Genomic DNA, 17,291 nt, shown 5'->3' with positions numbered 1-17,291 from the left:
CACCTTTAGGATTTATCGTGGGGGCCTTCCTTTTCTATCTATTTAAAAAAAAATCAGACACGGCCTGTAAGCCGTATCTGATATTCGCGTTATCTATGCCTTTATTTGAACGATACTTTAAACTCGCAGCGTCTTTAGCGCCCCGCTCCAAGCAACCACTTGGTCGAGCATGGCATTGACATTGTCCAGATGCAATTCAGCCGGTTTAAAGGTTGCGAAATTCTCAAAGTCCGTGAACAATGACAATGTCGGATGAACCCGTACATCTGCAATCATCAATTCGCCGAGAATACCGCGCAAATGCTCAGCGGCGCGTGCGCCTCCGGTCGAACCATAGCTGACAATGCCTGCTGCCTTGTTATTCCAAGGTTCACGAGCTAAGTCAAGCGCATTTTTCAAGGCTCCGGTAATGCTGTGGTTGTACTCTTGCACGATGAACACAAAACCGTCCAGGCTGTTCAGCTTTTCATTCCAAGCTGCGATACCCGGCTCGGATCCGTCTGTCGTGCCAAGCAGCGGCAAATTGTAGTCTGCAATATCCACAATCTCATAATTGGCGTCGCCACGCTGATCTGCAATCCCCTTAACCCACTCGCCTACTTGCGGACTTACCCGTCCTTGTCTTGTGCTCCCTAGAATAATGCCTACGTTCAATTTCTCATTTGCCATTGTACTTTCCTCCCTTTTCTATATTACTTACCAACTCGTCCAAAATATAGTCCATTCCAACTGCTACTTCTATCATACCTTAAAGTCTTAAAAATCTCAATATTAAGATTAAGGAAAAACAGCATCGTTCTTAGAATGCTTTTCGCTGGTAAATCGTCGTCGTAATGGCCCAAGATACGGCATAAATGCCGATGATCACGATCGTCGCTCCCGTATATAAAGCCGGCATAGACAAGCTAAGGAGAAAATCAGTGACCGCCGTTACATGCTCGGCGATAAGGTTGGCAACATAAGGGCCCACCCCTACCAGAACGATAAAACCAATAAGAACCGCCGATGTAATATGCCCCGGTTTAAAGATATAGAACAGCGGGAAGGTAAAGGCCGCAAACACGATAAACAGCCCTGCGCCAATCGCGATATCCGTCAGTGTAAACGGTTTGTTGAATATGAATAATGCCAAGCTGGTCAGAACGATGGAAAGCAGCATATACACAATCGCACCCAGATAACGCGCTGCGATAATTTCCGTGCGGGTGTAAGGCAAGGAATTCAGCAGGATATTCGTCTCTGCCCTTTCATCATAGGCATACGTATTAAAGGGAATGAAGACGCTGGCAACGAGAAAAATGAAGAAGGGGTCCTTGCTCATAAGGATAAAAAAGATAATAAAAGGTAAGAAGATTAAAAGATGCCTCTTCTGCAAAATCACATCGCGCCGAATCAAATTAAACATAGCTTTCTCTTCCTTTCATATAGTACATAATGTCCTCCAAAGACGCCCGTTCCGTCACAACCGCTCCCCCGAAAATATGCTCCACTTCCTTAACGTTATCTGTTAATGCCACAAAGCCTGTCGGCGCACGATGTATGTGAACAAACGCCCGCTCCGTATCCTTGTCCAGCAGATCCGTTGTTCCTTTCACGAGCGCATAGTTCTCAGCAACGTCGTGAATCGTTTGATTGAAGACAAGCTTCCCCTTCTGGATCAAAGCGATGTAATCCGCAATCCGATCCAGATCTGTTGTAATATGCGTCGAAAAGAAGATCGTTCGGTTGCCATCCAGCATTAATTCTTGCAACAAGTCGAGCAGTTCCCGGCGAAAAATGGGGTCAAGCCCTGCTGTCGGCTCATCCATAATGATCAGCTCCGCATGATGGGACAACGCGATCGCAAGCGACGCCTTCATTTGCATCCCTTTGGAGAAGGTCTTGATCGCTTTGCCCAGCGGCAATTCGAATTGCTCCACATAGCGTTTGAAGAGCGTATCGTCCCAGCGCTTGTACGCGGGGCCCACGATCCGCTTGATATCTTTCAAGTTCAGCCCTTCAAAAAATACATTGCCATCATATACAAACCCGATGCGCTCCTTGATCGCCTTCTCATGCGTCTTGTAGTCCAGACCGAATATCCGGATCTCTCCAGCATCAGGCCTGAGCAGGTTCATGATCATTTTGATCGTGGTCGATTTGCCGGCGCCATTGGCTCCGATAAATCCCGTCACATACCCTTGCTTCACTTCGAGATTCATATTATGAACGGAAAATCCTTTAAACGTTTTGCTTACATTGATCAATTCAATAACATGCTCCATCCCGTCTCACTCCTCATATAAAAGCTTCAATAATTGCTGCAGCTCATCCAGAGACAAGCCGATCTCTCTGCTGTTCGTGATCACCGCGCTCAGCTGCTCCTCAATAACCTTCAGCTTCTTCTCCCGGATCACCTCCAGGTTCTGTTCAGCGACAAAGGAACCCTTTCCGACAATGGAGTAGATGAAGCCTGCCTTCTCCAATTCCTCATAGGCCCGTTTGGTTGTGATCACACTGATCTGCAAGTCTTTCGCGAGCTGGCGTATGGAGGGCAAGGCTGTCCCTTCCTGCAATTCGCCTCCCAGAATGAGCGCCTTCATCTGATTCGTAATCTGCTCATAGATCGGCTCCTTGGAACTGTTCGATATAACAATTTGCATGCCCATCCCTCTTCTTTAAGTTTTGGAAATCCAAGCGGATTTTATGTCCTGCACAGCCACAACCAGTATCGATATCACTTGCACGGTCATGAACATATTGAAAAACGGATAGCTATAAGGCGTAATCCATTCTGTGAACAGTTTCGAGTCCAGAATCCACCGCCCCAACTGGGCAAACCAATTGTTGCTATCATTGATCCTTGGCTCCAGGAATGTACCATCCACGGCAAAAAAGATCAGTTGAAAAACGATAAATACAGCGATGATGCTCAGCCATTTCTTCACTTGACTGGCTTGAACGGATTGTTCTGTTCCTGACATTGGCTCGCTCTCCCCTCACCTTTCACTTTCATGATGTTAGAATATCCTTCTTTTCGATCTTATATAATGTATATATACTATATACACATTATATACACGGTGAAAGGCGATGTGCAACCATTTTTGTTGATGATAACGAAAATAAAACTCCTCATAAAGCACCAGGCTTAATTATTTCACTGTCAATTGTAAGGGAGCATATCCGTTCAGTCGGCCGAACAGTATGCATATATCGTCTGATAAGTGCAAGTTCGTATCGAAGGGCCCCTGTCCTCCTTGCATGATTATCCCTTTCGTTCAGGAGGCAAAGCCAGCGGAGAGTGCGACATGAGCAAGCGATTTCGCGGGCCATTCGCGGGCGGTTCACGAGCGATTAGCGAGCGATTAGAGGAAGAGGAACAAGGGACGGGTCAAAGCATGTTTCTGAGTTCCCTGATTAAAAGGGATCATGGCGCTAAGCACCCGGAAAGGGATTGTGGATCAGCACAACCTGAAAACAAAATAGGCGATTTATTCCCGATAGACTCCGGAAACAAATCGCCGTATAAACTCTTATTCTTCTACATCGTTAAAGGCTGATGCTTTTGTCAATAAATTTAACGGTACCGTTGGAAATTGAAGATTGTAACAGTTGGTCTTTAAATTCTTGAAGAACTGTAGCGGGATCGGCTGGTTCCTTTTGAGCAGAAGCATGTTCATTCCATATCTTTTCAGCTAAATTTTGACTCGATAAGATCTTCTGATACTGGCCTGGGGCAATTTTCTCCCAATGCTCTTCCTCGGTGACTCCCGATGCTTCAATTAACATTTTGTGTGTATCCTGTACTTCTTTGGGCTGTTCACTTAATAAGTCCCTCATTTTGTTTGCTTCTTGTCTGCCTTCCTCTAACGTTGCGGATACACCTTCTTGTTCGGCTAATTGTAAGAATAACTCTTCTTTAATCATATGTTTAAGAATGTCAGAGTCGGTAACGTTTGATACTGATTGGGAAATACTATTGAGCTCCTTGTAGTTTAATACATCCGTATTGGTAATTTCTTTGGGGCCGACTTGGACCAGTACCTTCTTCTCCACCTTTTCATTACGGTCTGTATTACTTTTGATACGGCTCAGATCCGATGCAAGTGGGTCTATTGCAGAGGATGATATTACACCAAATGTAAGAGCTCCTATGAGTAACAGTCCTAAAGCTACCATCGTTTTTTTCATTGGTTTATGCCTCCATTACCAGGGTGTAAGCCCAGACTGGACTATCGGGACATTAACGCCACGTAACTCCTGGGCACCAGCTCTCCATGTTACCTATATAACTAAACGCACAGAAATGATAAAGGGTTACGGACTAAAGCATAAAAAAGCAAAAATCCCGAAGGTATTGGGGTTAATTGTAAACCTATTACCTACTTCAATCCTTGATTTCCTGCCTCCACACAAACAGCAACTTTTCATGACTAGAGATCATACCATCGACCCAAAGGAGCATTTCAGCAAAATTCTTATTCGCATTAGATTGCCCTTCGACTGCCTTTAAACCTTGTTCTACAATCTTTCGCAAGTTTTTAAAACCGTCAATCCTCGTTTTTATGGCATTATCCCATATGGATTCACTGACGGAATAATAGTCTGTTCGATCACCTACAACGGATACTTTCTCTAACAGCCCCATAGAGACGAGGAGTCTCACGTTAGTCGATACGCTCCCTCTGCTTACCTTTAAAAGATTAGCCATTTGCTCCGCAGATACAGGCTGATTCGAAACTAATAATAACCCTAAAATTCTTCCACCAATTCGTGGAATCCCATGGTCCTCATAATAAACACCCAGCTTTTCGACAAAGGCTCGTTTTTCTTCATCATACTCCAGTTCTTTAACGTCCATGACTGAATCTGCCTCCCTGTCTACACTTATCTATTGATCATTCAAAAATTCCCATAAGCTCGTATTAAATTGTGAAGGATTATCCTGATTCGCACAATGACTTGCATTGGCTATTTCAACCAGCCTACAATTGGGTTCGCTAGATGCCCAGGAAGGGGCAATTTTTTTAATATTCCCTGTTTGATCATGTTCGCCATAAACAAGCAAAATAGGCTTATTTATTGTATATCCCTCTTCGTAATGAAGACAGGCTGCAGTGGCTAAAAATATTTTAACAAAATCCTTTTTTCCTATAAGATTAAATGTCTGCTGTAAATAATCCTGTACATGCGGTTGTAACGCACTGGCCTTCACACTTGCATGAACCAAGTTGCTCCATGGATACATCCGAGTTATAAGCGGTGTTAAATATAAATAAAACCTCTCCATCGCGGTCAATTTCATTGTATTGCAGGTACAATCAATCAGTACAAGTTTCTCTACTTTGTGGGGATGATAAAATGCCATCTCTTGTGCTGTATTGCCACCCATCGATTGACCTACAAACGTCGCCTTCTCTATTCCTTCTATCTTCATGATCTCTATTAGATCTTCCATCAATAATTTTATGCTAAATTTATCACCCATGGGTCTGGATAAACCGTGCCCCCTCGCATCCCAAAGCAAAAGATTGAACGCCTTATCAACCACGGGTATTTGTTCATTAAACATCTTGTGATCAGCACCGGCACCATGTAACCATATTAGCCATGAATCTTTCCCCTGATTTGAAATCCAATAATGGATATTACAGCCGTCCTTACTCATTACTTTTTCTAACAAGTCATTATTCATAGAGATTCCCTCCCTTTATGAAACTCCGATCGCTTACAAGTCCATGTTACCCTTTTTAATTATTTTAGTAAATACTGAAACTTCTGAAACGAATGAAGCATTATAACATTCCTTTAGTACCTCTCATCGTATGGATATTTCTCATTGAATTTGTGAGTGCACTGGTACGGATCGCGAGGATTGTTTCCGTTTTTGACAATAAAAAAACCGAAGGCCTCCCGGAAAAGTACCGGAAAAACCTTCGGATTTTTTATTTAAGAACCTTAACTTTATCTATGCAGGAGTCGTTAATGAAGACAAACCCCTTCGTACCCCGTAACCCCTACTTACTCCACCGTCACGCTCTTCGCCAGATTCCGTGGTTTATCCACGTCGTGGCCGAGCGCCAAGGAAGCGTAGTAAGCCAGCAGCTGCAGTACAACAACCGACAAGGCCGGGCTGAGCAGCGGCAATGTTTTCGGAATCGCAAACGCTTGGTCGACAGACTTCAGCAGGCTTGCAACATGCTCTTCATACGTGATGGCCAGTACGTCAGCACCGCGTGCCTTCACTTCCTTGATGTTGCTAACGGTCTTCTCCAGCACACTTTCCTGTGTCGCCAGGGCAATGACCGGAATGCCGTCCTCAATCAGCGCCAAGGTACCATGCTTCAGCTCACCCGCAGCATATGCTTCGGAATGAATATAGGAAATCTCCTTCAGCTTCAGAGAGCCCTCCTGAGCCACAGCATAATCCAGGCCACGGCCGATGAAGAACAGATGCTCATGCTTGGAGATCTGCTCGGCATAATTCTTGATGGCGTCCGCCTGCTGCAGCATCGATTCGACCTGCTCCGGCAGCGCCTGCATCGCTGCGATCGTGTGTGCGATCTGCTCCGGTGTCTGGGTGCCGCGCACCTGAGCCAGATACAAGCCCAGCAGGTTGAAAGCAATGAGCTGGGAAGTATACGCTTTGGTCGAGGCTACCGCGATTTCAGGACCCGCCAGCGTCGCGATCACGTCGTCTGCATCACGGGCAATGGAGCTTCCCACCACGTTGGTGATGGCCAGCACGTGTGCGCCGTTGGCCTGAGCTTCACGGAGAGCGGCCAGCGTATCTGCTGTCTCACCGGATTGGCTGACTACGATGACAAGCGTATCCTTGTTCACGATCGGCGAACGATAGCGATACTCGGAAGCTACATCCGTCTCCACCGGAATGCGAACCAGCTGCTCGATGATCGTGCGGCCTACAAGCCCTGCATGGTACGCTGTACCACAGGCGACAATCTGGATGTTGCGAATGTTCTTGATCTGGTCCTCCGTCAGCTTCAGCTCCGGCAGTACTACTTTTTTGCCGCTGGCATCAATGCGTCCGAGCATCGTATCCCGATAAGCCTTCGGCTGTTCGTGGATTTCCTTAAGCATGAAGTGATCGAAACCGCCTTTTTCCGCTGTGACGGCATCCCAATCGACACGGATCATTTCCCGAGAAATAAAATTCCCCTCGATCGTCATCAGTTCGACAGCATCGGCTGTCAGCAAGGCCATCTCGCCATCGTTCAGAATGTAGACATTGCGCGTATATTTCAGAATGGCCGGGATATCGGAACCGATAAAGTTCTCCCCTTCGCCAATACCGATAATAAGCGGGCTCGCTTGTCGAACAGCCACCAGTCTGTCCGGCTCGTACTCTGTCAGCACACCAAGCGCAAAAGCCCCTCTCATATGGGTAATCGCCTTCTGAACCGCTTTTACAATGTCTCCATCGTATTCTCTAGCGATCAGGTGAGAGATCACTTCAGTATCCGTCTCGGACACAAACTCATGCCCCTGGCTAATCAACTCTTCCTTGAGCTCCAGATAATTTTCAATAATGCCGTTATGAACGACCGAAAACTTCTGACTTTCATCCGTATGCGGGTGAGAGTTAACGTCCGATGGCTTGCCATGCGTAGCCCAGCGCGTATGACCAATTCCAGCTGTTCCGACCAGCGGCGCCTCTTCCAGTCTTTGCTCCAGGTTCGCCAGACGTCCCTTCGCCTTGGCAATACGAAGCCCTTCACTCGTAAAGACTGCAATTCCGGCAGAGTCATAACCACGATACTCCAGCTTCTTCAGACCTTCAAGCAACACCGATTGCGTTTTCTGCGTTCCAATATATCCAACAATACCACACATTGTATAATTCCTCCGTTCGGGTTTCCGTATATGATGAGGTGTGGATCCCCTGAACATGACGCCAAGTGCGGTATGTCGAAAGAAGAATGATGAATTATTCAATTGTCAACGTACAATCCAAACCCATCGGGCTCAGTCAGTTATTGAATATACATGAATGCACTCTTCTTTCACCGTCTTTACGCATGCTCTGGTTCGTACACCCATGGTTTTATGATTGATTGGCACCCTGCCGGAACATTGTGTGAACGGTCGCCCATTCATTTTCCGTATCCGACTTACGGCTATGGTGCAATACCGGGAGGTCCCCGCCGAACATTCCGAACACCTCCACCTCGTCAGCTTGCTGATCCGCCCCCTGGCCGTCTTCGCATCCTGAACCGATGATCAAGAAACGATATGCCAAGCACCTGCGGTCGTCAAGCTCTGGCGCTTGTATAACTCGTGGTCTACCTCACTACCCTCGCTTTCCATTCCTGAATGACATTCTATATTATATTCACATGGATCTCGTTTGGCAACTCGCGTTCGACTTATCCCGACACGAGTCCACTCGCCGTACGATTTCAAACAGAGATTAACTAGTTCTGTCGGGCAATCCTCTGCCACACGCCTACGGCGCTAGCAGCTATGCGGTTTGCCTCCTCAGATCCTTCCTATCTATACCCGAACGCAGAGCCGATGAAGCAAGCAGCTGTAGCTCCACCGACCCTGTGTTCCAACACCCGCCCCCTGAAAAAACACGACTCAGGAATCAGGCAAGCTCCCGCTTCACAACATCAGCGATCTGGGTCACATAACGGTCCAGTTCGTCCTTATCCGGTCCTTCTGCCATCACCCGAATCAAAGACTCGGTCCCAGACGGCCGCACGAGTACCCGGCCATTATCGCCAAGCTTCTGCTCGACTTCCGAAATGGCCGCTTCGATCACGGCATTGCCTTGATACTTGCTCTTGTCCCCGACACGCACGTTAACGAGAACCTGCGGATATTTGCGCATGCTTCCTTTCAGCTCATGAAGCTTCTTCCCGGATGCCACGATGGTATCCACCAGCTGAATGCCTGTCAGAATGCCGTCCCCTGTCGTATTGTAATCTAGGAAAATGACATGGCCAGACTGCTCGCCACCCAGATTATACCCGCCGCGACGCATCTCTTCCATGACATAACGATCACCTACAGCGGTCTTGGCGGTTTTCAGTTTCAGACTGTCACACGCCTTGTAAAAGCCGATATTGCTCATGACCGTTGAGACAATTGTGCCTTCTTTCAGCTTGCCGGCCCGGTTCATCGCCTCTCCGCAAATGCACAGAATATAGTCGCCATCGACTTCTTCACCCTTATGGTCGATCGCAATCAGCCGGTCTGCATCACCGTCAAAGGCAAGCCCAACATCTGCACCATGTGCCAGCACCGCTTCAACGAGCTTCTCGGGATGAGTCGACCCGCAGTTGTCGTTAATGTTCAGCCCGTTAGGCTCTGCACCAATCGCAATGACCTCGGCGCCCAGCTCACGGAACAATTTAGGTGCTAGTTCATAGGCTGCGCCATTGGCGCAATCCAGCACGATTTTCAACCCGTCGAAACGGTTCGCAATCGTCGTTTTTAAATAATCAAGGTATTTAAATTTCGATTCATTATCGACCCGAAGCTCGCCCAGCTCGCCGCCAATTGGGCGAGGAAGCGTATCGGTCTCGGCATCCATCAGTTCCTCGATCTTCAGCTCGGTTTCATCGGACAGCTTGAAGCCATCCCCGCCAAAAAACTTAATGCCGTTATCCTCCACCGGATTATGCGAGGCTGAGATCATCACTCCGGCGTCCGCCTTCAGCAATCTTGTAATATAAGCAACCGCCGGTGTCGTTACAACACCGAGGCGGATCACATGCGCACCGATCGACAGCAGGCCTGCGATCAGTGCGGATTCCAGCATGGCACCCGATACCCGGGTGTCCATACCGATCACAACCGTCGGTTTCTCCTTATTTCCAGTCAGCACATATCCGCCGCAGCGGCCGATGCTGTATGCAAGCTCCGCGGTAAGCTCCTTGTTGGCAATGCCTCTAACTCCGTCTGTACCAAAATATTTCCCCATTTGTATACTCCTTTGTCCCTTAACGGTTATATATCTTTGTTATCTGTTCAGTTATTGTCCTTCACCCGTGCCGTCGCCAGGCTTCGTCTCTGGCTCCTCAGTGCCTTCTGCCGGTGGCCGGACGGTTCCCTCATCTGAACCGCTGCCTTCACCGCTGTCAGCCGGAGGTGCCTGCGGCGGCCCTTCCGGCACGGCCGGCGGGTCCTGCTTCTCTGCCTCGGTTTGATCCGCTTCGGCCCCCTGTTGATCGGGCTTGGTTGACGCGGGTGTCGATTTCTCCTTGAGCTCGACCTGAACCGTGACCCGCTCCTGATCGGTTCGCATAACAAAATCTGGAAGTGAAATTTGCAGGGGCACCTCATGAACCCCTGCGCTCATGCCGGATAAATCGGCTTCAGCCTGAATGTCCGCAGGCCCGAGTCCCCTTAAAATATCCGGAGCTCCGGCAACCTCCAGCGATATCGATTGACTCCTGGGCTCCCGAATGGCAGCCTCCAGGCCAGCCGGTACGCCGTTTAATACGATCGAAATGCCGTCTATGACTTTTTCTTCATGAGCGACAACGGTCACTTCGACATCGACAGAGCTCGGCTCGATTTTCTCAAAACCTACAGGCGGCGTCAAGTCAGTCGTAAGCACTGTTGTTCCCGAATTGGTGATTTTCCCCAAATCGATCGTGACCCGGAAGTAGTCCTCCGCTCCTGCCAGCGCCTCCTGATTGCCGAAGAGACGAACCTCTTTCACCTTGCTCTCCACTTTCGACAATACGAGATGGTCCGGCAGCCGGCCAGTGTAATCCACATCCAGCGGAACCGATACAAATGCTGGTTCAACGGGCACTTCCGCCGCAACGGTGGATGGCTCAATGACCGCGTCCTCCATTGGGTTGCCTAGTTTATCATATGCCGTTAGTCGGATTCGTTTCTCCGTCACCGTCTCGTCGGCCCCGTCCAGGTTGATGAATCCTTTCACTTCACCAAGCTGCTCCATCTCCGATTCAGGCAAGGTGACCGTGACCTGGCGTGGTTCTATGAGCATAGGCGTTCCGGCCCGATAGTCCTTCGCAGGCTCCCCTGTCGTGCCAATACTTACCGTTACCGAGCGCGTGACCCGCTTCTCGACAGTCACCGTCACCTGTGACGGCTCCATCGAGACCAGCTCTACCCCGCTCGGGACGGAGTACGTGAGAGGCAACGTATGCGTTCCCGGCTCTTTGACCCCGCTGAGGTCAAGTCTGACTTTGTATTCGTCCTTCACCAGCCGGATTTGCGACAGCTTTCCTCTCACCTCAAGATCCACACGATCCTTGTCGATGCCTGTGAGCGCATAGTGGCTGTCATCAAAACCGAACGTCTGAATCTGGACGCCCTCTATGAGGCGCGTATCAATGAAAGTTGTCGGCGGCGCGGGGGTCCCGTTATCCATATGAACCATGGCCCATAACAATACACTGACTGCCAGCGCGATCAGTTTGCTGACGTTGTTGTTATTGATCCATTTATCCATTGCGGTCTTCCCCCTTCCGTTTCCAGAAGAAAAACGAACGCTTTTCTTTAATCGAGGCTGCCGGCTTCAGTTCCTCATACAGTTTGGAAATAAGCGATTCCTCCTTGATATCGCGCACCACCTGCCCGTTAAGCGCAAGGGAGATTTGTCCGGTTTCCTCGGATACTACGACCGATATCGCATCGCCGGTCTCACTAATCCCGATAGCCGCCCGGTGGCGGGTTCCCAGCTCCTTGCTGATGAACGGGTTCTCTGACAGCGGCAGATAGCAGCCTGCTGCTGCAATCTGTCCGCCCTGAATAATCACCGCGCCATCATGAAGGGGCGTATTCGGAATGAAAATATTGATCAGCAGCTCTGAGCTGATGATCGAACGCATCTGGATTCCAGACTCCACATATTCATTCAAACCCGTCTTTCGCTCGAACACAATTAATGCGCCAATTTTTCGACGGGATAAATAGTTTACAGCCTTAATCGTTTCGCTGATTACTTTATTCGTTTCCTCATCCATGTCCGCCGTCCGGCCGAACATCTTTCCTCTTCCCAGCTGCTCCAGACCTCGTCTGAGCTCCGGCTGGAATATAATGAAGATCGCAAGCACACCAAAGGTAAAGATTTGATTCATCAGCCATTTCAGCGTGTACAAATCAAACCATGTACTTAAAGCCCAGATTACAACCAGTACAAGGATACCTTTCAACAGCTGAACTGCCCTGGTACCCCGAACGAGTAAAATCAACTGATATATAATATAGGTAACGATAAGTATATCGATGATATCTTTAATGGATTCTTTCCACGTCATATCCGCAAAATACCCCATACAGCAACCCCCGTCATTCCTTTAGTCGTGCTGGCAAACATATATATAGTATGTACTCTATACTATCTAGGTTATAACGTTAGACCTCACGATGCAAGCGAATGCCCCTGTCAACGGCCGATTCCTACCATTAAACAACAAAACAAGCGCCGTCTTTTCATTGAAAAGAGGCGCCGTTCATCATTAGGAATCTTACGATTCGTTAGCGGTAAGCGACATCCGTGAACAGACTGGTGATTTTGTACCATATCCAATCCATTGCCTTATCAATATCTTTAACTTGACCTGATATATGAGCCGTCGATGCCTGGAAAAGCTCACCATCGATAACCGTCAGATTGCCGTCCACCTGACCGTATACTTTGGTTTTTCCGTTCTCGATCGTAATGTCGCCGGTAATCGTCTGACCCTCGGGTATAATCACTGTTTTACCTTCGATCACCAGCTTCTCCAGCTCATCGGTCTTCACAACCAGCTGATTGCCTTGATTCCACAGGCTAAGCGTGCTGCAGAACATGACAAGCAGGAACAAAGCGGCCGCTGTAATTGCAGGATGATTCCTCACCCAGTTGACCCATCGCTTCTGCGTCTTCGGCTTTGGAATCATAGCCATAATCCGATCGGTTAAATCATCGGACGGCCTCGTATCATGATGTGTTAAAGAAAACAGCAGCATATCCGTCTGCTGGAGCTTCTCAAAATAATTCCGACAGTCAGCACATTCCAACAAATGTTTCTTCAATTCCAGCTGCTGCGGCTCGGACAAGTCATTATCCAGATAATCATGCATCAAAGAGACGGCTAATTTGCATTCCATTATGAGCCAATCCTTTCATTAAATCTCTTTGCTGGGTCTACTCCCTCGTAAGGGCATAAGACTTGCTTAATGTTCATACGCGCCGGAATCGAGGATGTTTCATCTTTTTTCTATCCAATAATTCTAATTACTTACAATTTGTATTCCAGTTTCTTACGTAAAAATTCCCGACCACGATGCACTCTTGTTTTGATCGTTGTCACCGGCAAGTCCATAACCTCACTGATCTCCTGCAACGACATGTCCTGTATGTATCTCAGAATCATGATCGTCTTGTACTTGGCAGGCAGTCCATCAATCGCCTGGTGAATAATCCGCTGGGTCTCCGACAGAAGCGTCTCGCTCTCCGGCGTGCGGTTATCGCTAGGTATAAAGGCGTATCCGTCGGTCCCTTCGTTGTCGCTCACCTCGGCGTCCAAAGAAAAGGAAGGCTTGCGCTTGCGCAGCCTATCAATGCTAAGGTTGGTGCCAATCCGGTAAATCCACGTCGAGAACTTCTGATTATCGTCGTAGCGGTCGAGATTTTTGTAGACTCGCAGGAAAGTCTCCTGTACCACGTCCTCGGCCTCATGCCGATTGCTCAGCATTCGATAAGCCAAATGAAATATTTTATCCTTATATAACTCCACGATCTCGGCAAACGCTCTTTGATCCCCTTTCCGGGCGAGCTTTGCCAATCTAACATCTAAATTGTCCACCATAACTCCCCCAGAATGGTCTGATGGGTAACGTATAACAAGCATCATTCAAAATGGTAATTCAACTGTTTCTAAAATGCAACAAATTTTCAAAATCCATCATCCTGTGTGATCGAGATACATCCTACATCAACCTTCATCGCAACGATATGATAAATAAAAAGCGAGACCCCTACATATGAGGAGTCCCGCCTGTAATTAACCGGAAGTGGTTCACTTCATCTTGCATGATCCTAATCAAGCAGGAAAGCGATTAGCCCGTATTCCGAAGACCTGCAGCGATTCCGTTAATGGTCAGCAATACTTCTCGCAGCAGTTCAGGATCGTCCTGACTCTGTTCCCTGAGCGTGCGAAGCTCATTCAGCAGCTGCACCTGCAAGTAACTGAGCGGGTCCACGTACGGATTGCGCAGACGAATGGATTCCTGCAGAACAGGCTGATTATCTAGAATCTCCTGTTGGCCCGTAATTTTGAGGACAAGATCTTTGGTCAGGTTAAACTCTTCCTGAATTTGTCCAAAGATGCGCTCACGCGCGTCCGTGTTTTTCACCATGTTCGAATATTCTTTGGCAATGATCAGATCCGCCTTGGCCATCGCCATCTGCAGCGTGTCGATCAGCGATGTGAAGAACGGAAAGTTCTTATACATCTGCTGAAGCACCTTCAGATTCTCTTCCTTGCCCTGATAGAAGCTCTGCAGGCCTGTACCGGCCGCATACCATGCAGGAAGGAGGTAACGGCTCTGCGTCCATGCAAACACCCAAGGAATGGCACGCAGGTCCTCAAAACGGTCACTGTTCTTGCGCTTGGAAGGACGTGAACCGATATTGAGTTCGCCGACCTCAGGCAGTGGCGTTGATTCTTTGAAGAAACTCAGGAAATCCGGATCACGGAAGATGAGGTCCTGATATTTCTTCTGAGCCACTTCCGAGATGCTAGCAGAGATTCGCAACCACTCCTCATTCGTTTCAGCCTGCGGATAGCGGGCCTGCACCGAAGCCGTAATCAAGGCCGATGTTGCCTGCTCCAGACTGCGGTAAGCAATCCCTTTCAGGGAATAACGAGAAGAGATGACTTCGCCTTGCTCCGTAATCTTGATGCCACCGGCAATCGTTGAAGGCGGCTGCGCCATAATGCTGCGGTTAAGCGGCATTCCTCCGCGACCGAGCGATCCGCCGCGGCCGTGGAAATATTTCACCTTGATGCCAAAATCATTGGCAACCGCGGTAATTTCCTTGAGCGCCACCTGCAGCTCCCAGTTCGCTGTGACGGCTCCGCCATCCTTGTTGCTGTCGGAGTAGCCAAGCATAATCTCCTGCAGATCCCCCATGGCCAGAACAGCTTCCCGGTAAATCGGAAGGTTGAACAGCCTGCGCATAATGTCAGGCGCAGCATGCAAATCCTCAATCGTCTCAAACAGAGGAGCTGCCTGCAGGGTAGCGGTGACATGACCGTCCGGATCTTTACGGAAGAGGCCAACCTCCTTGGCAAATACCATAACCTCCAGAATATCGCTTGCTCCTTCGGACATACTGATGAGATAGCTCGAGATACAGTTGCGGCCAAACTCCTGCTGTGCACGGAACACCGTCCGATATACCTCAAGGCATTCCTCTGTACTGTCGCTGTACTCCTGATAAGGCGTTGTCAAAGGACGCGGATCATTCAGCAGGTTATTCAGCAGTTCCACCTTCTCATCCTCCGTAAGGGAGGCGTAGTCCTGCACCACGTTCATTTTCTGCAAAATTTCAGCCATGGCATTCTCATGCTCCTGGCTATGCTGCCTGATGTCCAGGGTGGCGGTATGGAAGCCAAACAACTCTACCTGGCGAATCAGCTTTTGAATATAAGTATCTGCGACATAGTCAGCAAAGTGGAAGCGCAAGCTTCGGTCGATGACTTTCAGGTCCTCGATAAACTCTTCCGGACTCTGATAACATTCGGTGCCGGTCATATTCTCGTCGAGAATATGCATCATTTTGGCCAGCATATAAGTAAGTTTAATCCGATACGGCTCTTTCTCGTTGTGCCAGATTTCCATCTTCTTCAGGGTCACCTGACTGCGATCCTTCTCGATCGATTGAAGCAGTTCGTCAGATACGGAGACCATCGATGAGCTGAAGCTGAGATACTTCATCAGCTCTACCAGAATGCGCTGATACTCCCGGATGGCCAGCTTACGCTGCATTTCAAGCGTCTTCCACGTAACGTCAGCCGTAACCGAAGGGTTGCCGTCGCGGTCCCCTCCGATCCAGGAGCCAAAACGTAGGTACGTAGGAACATGCCAACGGTGCCCTGGGTAGTATTTGTTCAAACAGCGCTCCAGTTCTTGATAAACCTCTGGCAAAACGTGAAACAGTGTTTCGTGAAAATAATACATTCCGTTTCGTACTTCATCCAAAACCGTCGGCTTGCGGTCGCGCAGCTCGTCGGTTTGCCATAGCGTGATCACTTCATTCAGCAGTTTTTCCCGAAGCTGTTCTCTTTCACGGAATGTGAGTGTCGGATTGTCGAGCAGCATCACATCTTCTGCAATCCGTTTGTGGATATCCAGAATCGCTCGACGCATCGCTTCGGTCGGGTGAGCTGTCATTACCAACTCCAGAGACAGCCCTTCGAGAATTTCTTGAACCTCTTCATAAGGAATGTTGCGTTCCTTCAGGTCCTGCACAGCACTTTCAATTGAGCCTGGTTGCACGCTTTCGCCCGCTGAACGTTCATAATCCCGTTTCCGGCGAATACGGTGGTTCTGCTCCGCAATGTTGACAAGCTGAAAGTATATAGCGAAGGCCCGAATCACCTGGTGGCGGATATCCGGCTCCAGCGTGCTGATCATGTTCTTGAAATCAGCAAACAATTCAGGCAAGAAGACCGATCGTAACGATTTACTCGTCTCACGTATTTTCTCCACGATATCTAACAGCTCATTGCCCCCTTGATGGACAAGAACCTCCCCGAGAATGTTCCCCAGAAACCGTACATCTCGCCGCAGTAGGTTGTTGGAATTGCTCTTTGCGGTTACTGTGAGTTCAGTCATACTTCTCCTCCCATCTAAACCCGAATCAGTTTATCTGTAGAATCCAGACTTAACGCCTTCCTAACATCATACAATAAAAACGGACGAAAATCTCCATTTTTCCCGCGATTTCCCCGCGAAAAATTAACCAAAACACCACAAAAGCCTCATCAAGTTGCGCCTTCAGCCCTTATACGACGGGCCTTCCTTTATTACATTAATACTTTGCAGAACAATGGCATCAAGATGTAAAAAAAACACCACGGTAAAGTGATGTCTGTCTATGTATGGAGCGGGTGATGGGAATCGAACCCACGCTACCAGCTTGGAAGGCTGGAGTTCTACCATTGAACTACACCCGCAGATGTAAAGATCGGGATGACACGATTTGAACATGCGACCCCCTGGTCCCAAACCAGGTGCTCTACCAAGCTGAGCTACATCCCGATAAATATAAACTTGAAAACCTTGATCCATTCAGCTCATGTTCGAAGCAT

At 48.4% G+C, this 17,291-nt stretch carries 16 protein-coding genes and 2 tRNA genes; all 18 read right to left on the bottom strand.

Features of this window, described 5'->3' with window-relative positions:
- Window positions 1-117: 117 nt before the first annotated feature.
- The 18 genes from CHH75_RS16115 to CHH75_RS16025 all read right to left on the bottom strand — a co-directional run bounded on the left by CHH75_RS16115 (window position 118) and on the right by CHH75_RS16025 (window position 17,241).
- Entirely contained in the window at window positions 118-669 is a 552-nt protein-coding gene (locus CHH75_RS16115; RefSeq protein WP_095267928.1) for an NADPH-dependent FMN reductase, read from the bottom strand.
- 130 nt (window positions 670-799) lie between these two features.
- Window positions 800-1,405, bottom strand: coding sequence for an ABC-2 transporter permease (locus CHH75_RS16110; RefSeq protein WP_095267927.1), 606 nt, complete (start codon window positions 1,403-1,405; stop codon window positions 800-802).
- On the bottom strand, window positions 1,398-2,264 hold the full coding sequence (locus CHH75_RS16105) for an ABC transporter ATP-binding protein (RefSeq protein WP_095398662.1): 867 nt from the start codon (window positions 2,262-2,264) through the stop codon (window positions 1,398-1,400). Before CHH75_RS16105 ends, CHH75_RS16110 begins: the two co-directional genes overlap by 8 nt.
- 6 nt (window positions 2,265-2,270) lie before the next feature.
- Entirely contained in the window at window positions 2,271-2,642 is a 372-nt protein-coding gene (locus tag CHH75_RS16100) for a GntR family transcriptional regulator (protein WP_095267925.1), read from the bottom strand.
- A 15-nt stretch (window positions 2,643-2,657) separates the two neighbouring features.
- On the bottom strand, window positions 2,658-2,963 hold the full coding sequence (locus tag CHH75_RS16095) for a YfzA family protein (protein WP_095267924.1): 306 nt from the start codon (window positions 2,961-2,963) through the stop codon (window positions 2,658-2,660).
- A gap of 568 nt (window positions 2,964-3,531) precedes the next feature.
- A complete protein-coding gene (locus CHH75_RS16085; protein ID WP_095398661.1) occupies window positions 3,532-4,173 on the bottom strand; it encodes a hypothetical protein in 642 nt (213 codons plus the stop codon).
- Between the two features lie 196 nt (window positions 4,174-4,369).
- Entirely contained in the window at window positions 4,370-4,843 is a 474-nt protein-coding gene (locus tag CHH75_RS16080; protein WP_095398660.1) for a GbsR/MarR family transcriptional regulator, read from the bottom strand.
- A gap of 30 nt (window positions 4,844-4,873) precedes the next feature.
- On the bottom strand, window positions 4,874-5,677 hold the full coding sequence (locus CHH75_RS16075) for an alpha/beta fold hydrolase (protein ID WP_095398659.1): 804 nt from the start codon (window positions 5,675-5,677) through the stop codon (window positions 4,874-4,876).
- A gap of 326 nt (window positions 5,678-6,003) precedes the next feature.
- Window positions 6,004-7,836, bottom strand: coding sequence for a glutamine--fructose-6-phosphate transaminase (isomerizing) (glmS, locus tag CHH75_RS16070; protein WP_095398658.1), 1,833 nt, complete (start codon window positions 7,834-7,836; stop codon window positions 6,004-6,006).
- A 211-nt stretch (window positions 7,837-8,047) separates the two neighbouring features.
- Entirely contained in the window at window positions 8,048-8,227 is a 180-nt protein-coding gene (locus CHH75_RS24915; protein WP_095267919.1) for a hypothetical protein, read from the bottom strand.
- 363 nt (window positions 8,228-8,590) lie between these two features.
- Window positions 8,591-9,931 carry a phosphoglucosamine mutase gene (glmM, locus tag CHH75_RS16060; RefSeq protein WP_095398657.1) on the bottom strand — a complete coding sequence of 447 codons (1,341 nt, stop codon included), beginning with the start codon at window positions 9,929-9,931 and terminating at the stop codon, window positions 8,591-8,593.
- A 51-nt stretch (window positions 9,932-9,982) separates the two neighbouring features.
- On the bottom strand, window positions 9,983-11,437 hold the full coding sequence (locus CHH75_RS16055; protein ID WP_095398656.1) for a CdaR family protein: 1,455 nt from the start codon (window positions 11,435-11,437) through the stop codon (window positions 9,983-9,985).
- Window positions 11,430-12,263 (bottom strand): diadenylate cyclase CdaA, encoded by an 834-nt coding sequence (gene cdaA, locus CHH75_RS16050; protein WP_095267916.1) that lies wholly within the window; start codon window positions 12,261-12,263, stop codon window positions 11,430-11,432. The genes CHH75_RS16055 and cdaA overlap by 8 nt, the downstream gene beginning before the upstream one ends.
- Before the next feature lie 202 nt (window positions 12,264-12,465).
- Window positions 12,466-13,080, bottom strand: coding sequence for a zf-HC2 domain-containing protein (locus CHH75_RS16045; RefSeq protein ID WP_095267915.1), 615 nt, complete (start codon window positions 13,078-13,080; stop codon window positions 12,466-12,468).
- A 131-nt stretch (window positions 13,081-13,211) separates the two neighbouring features.
- Window positions 13,212-13,781, bottom strand: a complete 570-nt coding sequence (sigW, locus tag CHH75_RS16040) for an RNA polymerase sigma factor SigW (RefSeq protein ID WP_095267914.1) — start codon at window positions 13,779-13,781, stop codon at window positions 13,212-13,214.
- A 250-nt stretch (window positions 13,782-14,031) separates the two neighbouring features.
- Window positions 14,032-16,815, bottom strand: a complete 2,784-nt coding sequence (gene ppc / locus CHH75_RS16035) for a phosphoenolpyruvate carboxylase (protein ID WP_095267913.1) — start codon at window positions 16,813-16,815, stop codon at window positions 14,032-14,034.
- Window positions 16,816-17,082: 267 nt separating this feature from the next.
- A tRNA-Gly gene (locus tag CHH75_RS16030) sits at window positions 17,083-17,156 on the bottom strand.
- 11 nt (window positions 17,157-17,167) lie between these two features.
- Window positions 17,168-17,241, bottom strand: a tRNA-Pro gene (locus tag CHH75_RS16025).
- Window positions 17,242-17,291: the final 50 nt, after the last annotated feature.

Origin of the sequence: Paenibacillus sp. 7541 (assembly GCF_002276395.1) — a bacterium.
GTDB classification, from domain to species: Bacteria; Bacillota; Bacilli; order Paenibacillales; family Paenibacillaceae; genus Paenibacillus_AQ; species Paenibacillus_AQ campinasensis.
This window is presented reverse-complemented; position numbering and strand designations above follow the sequence as displayed.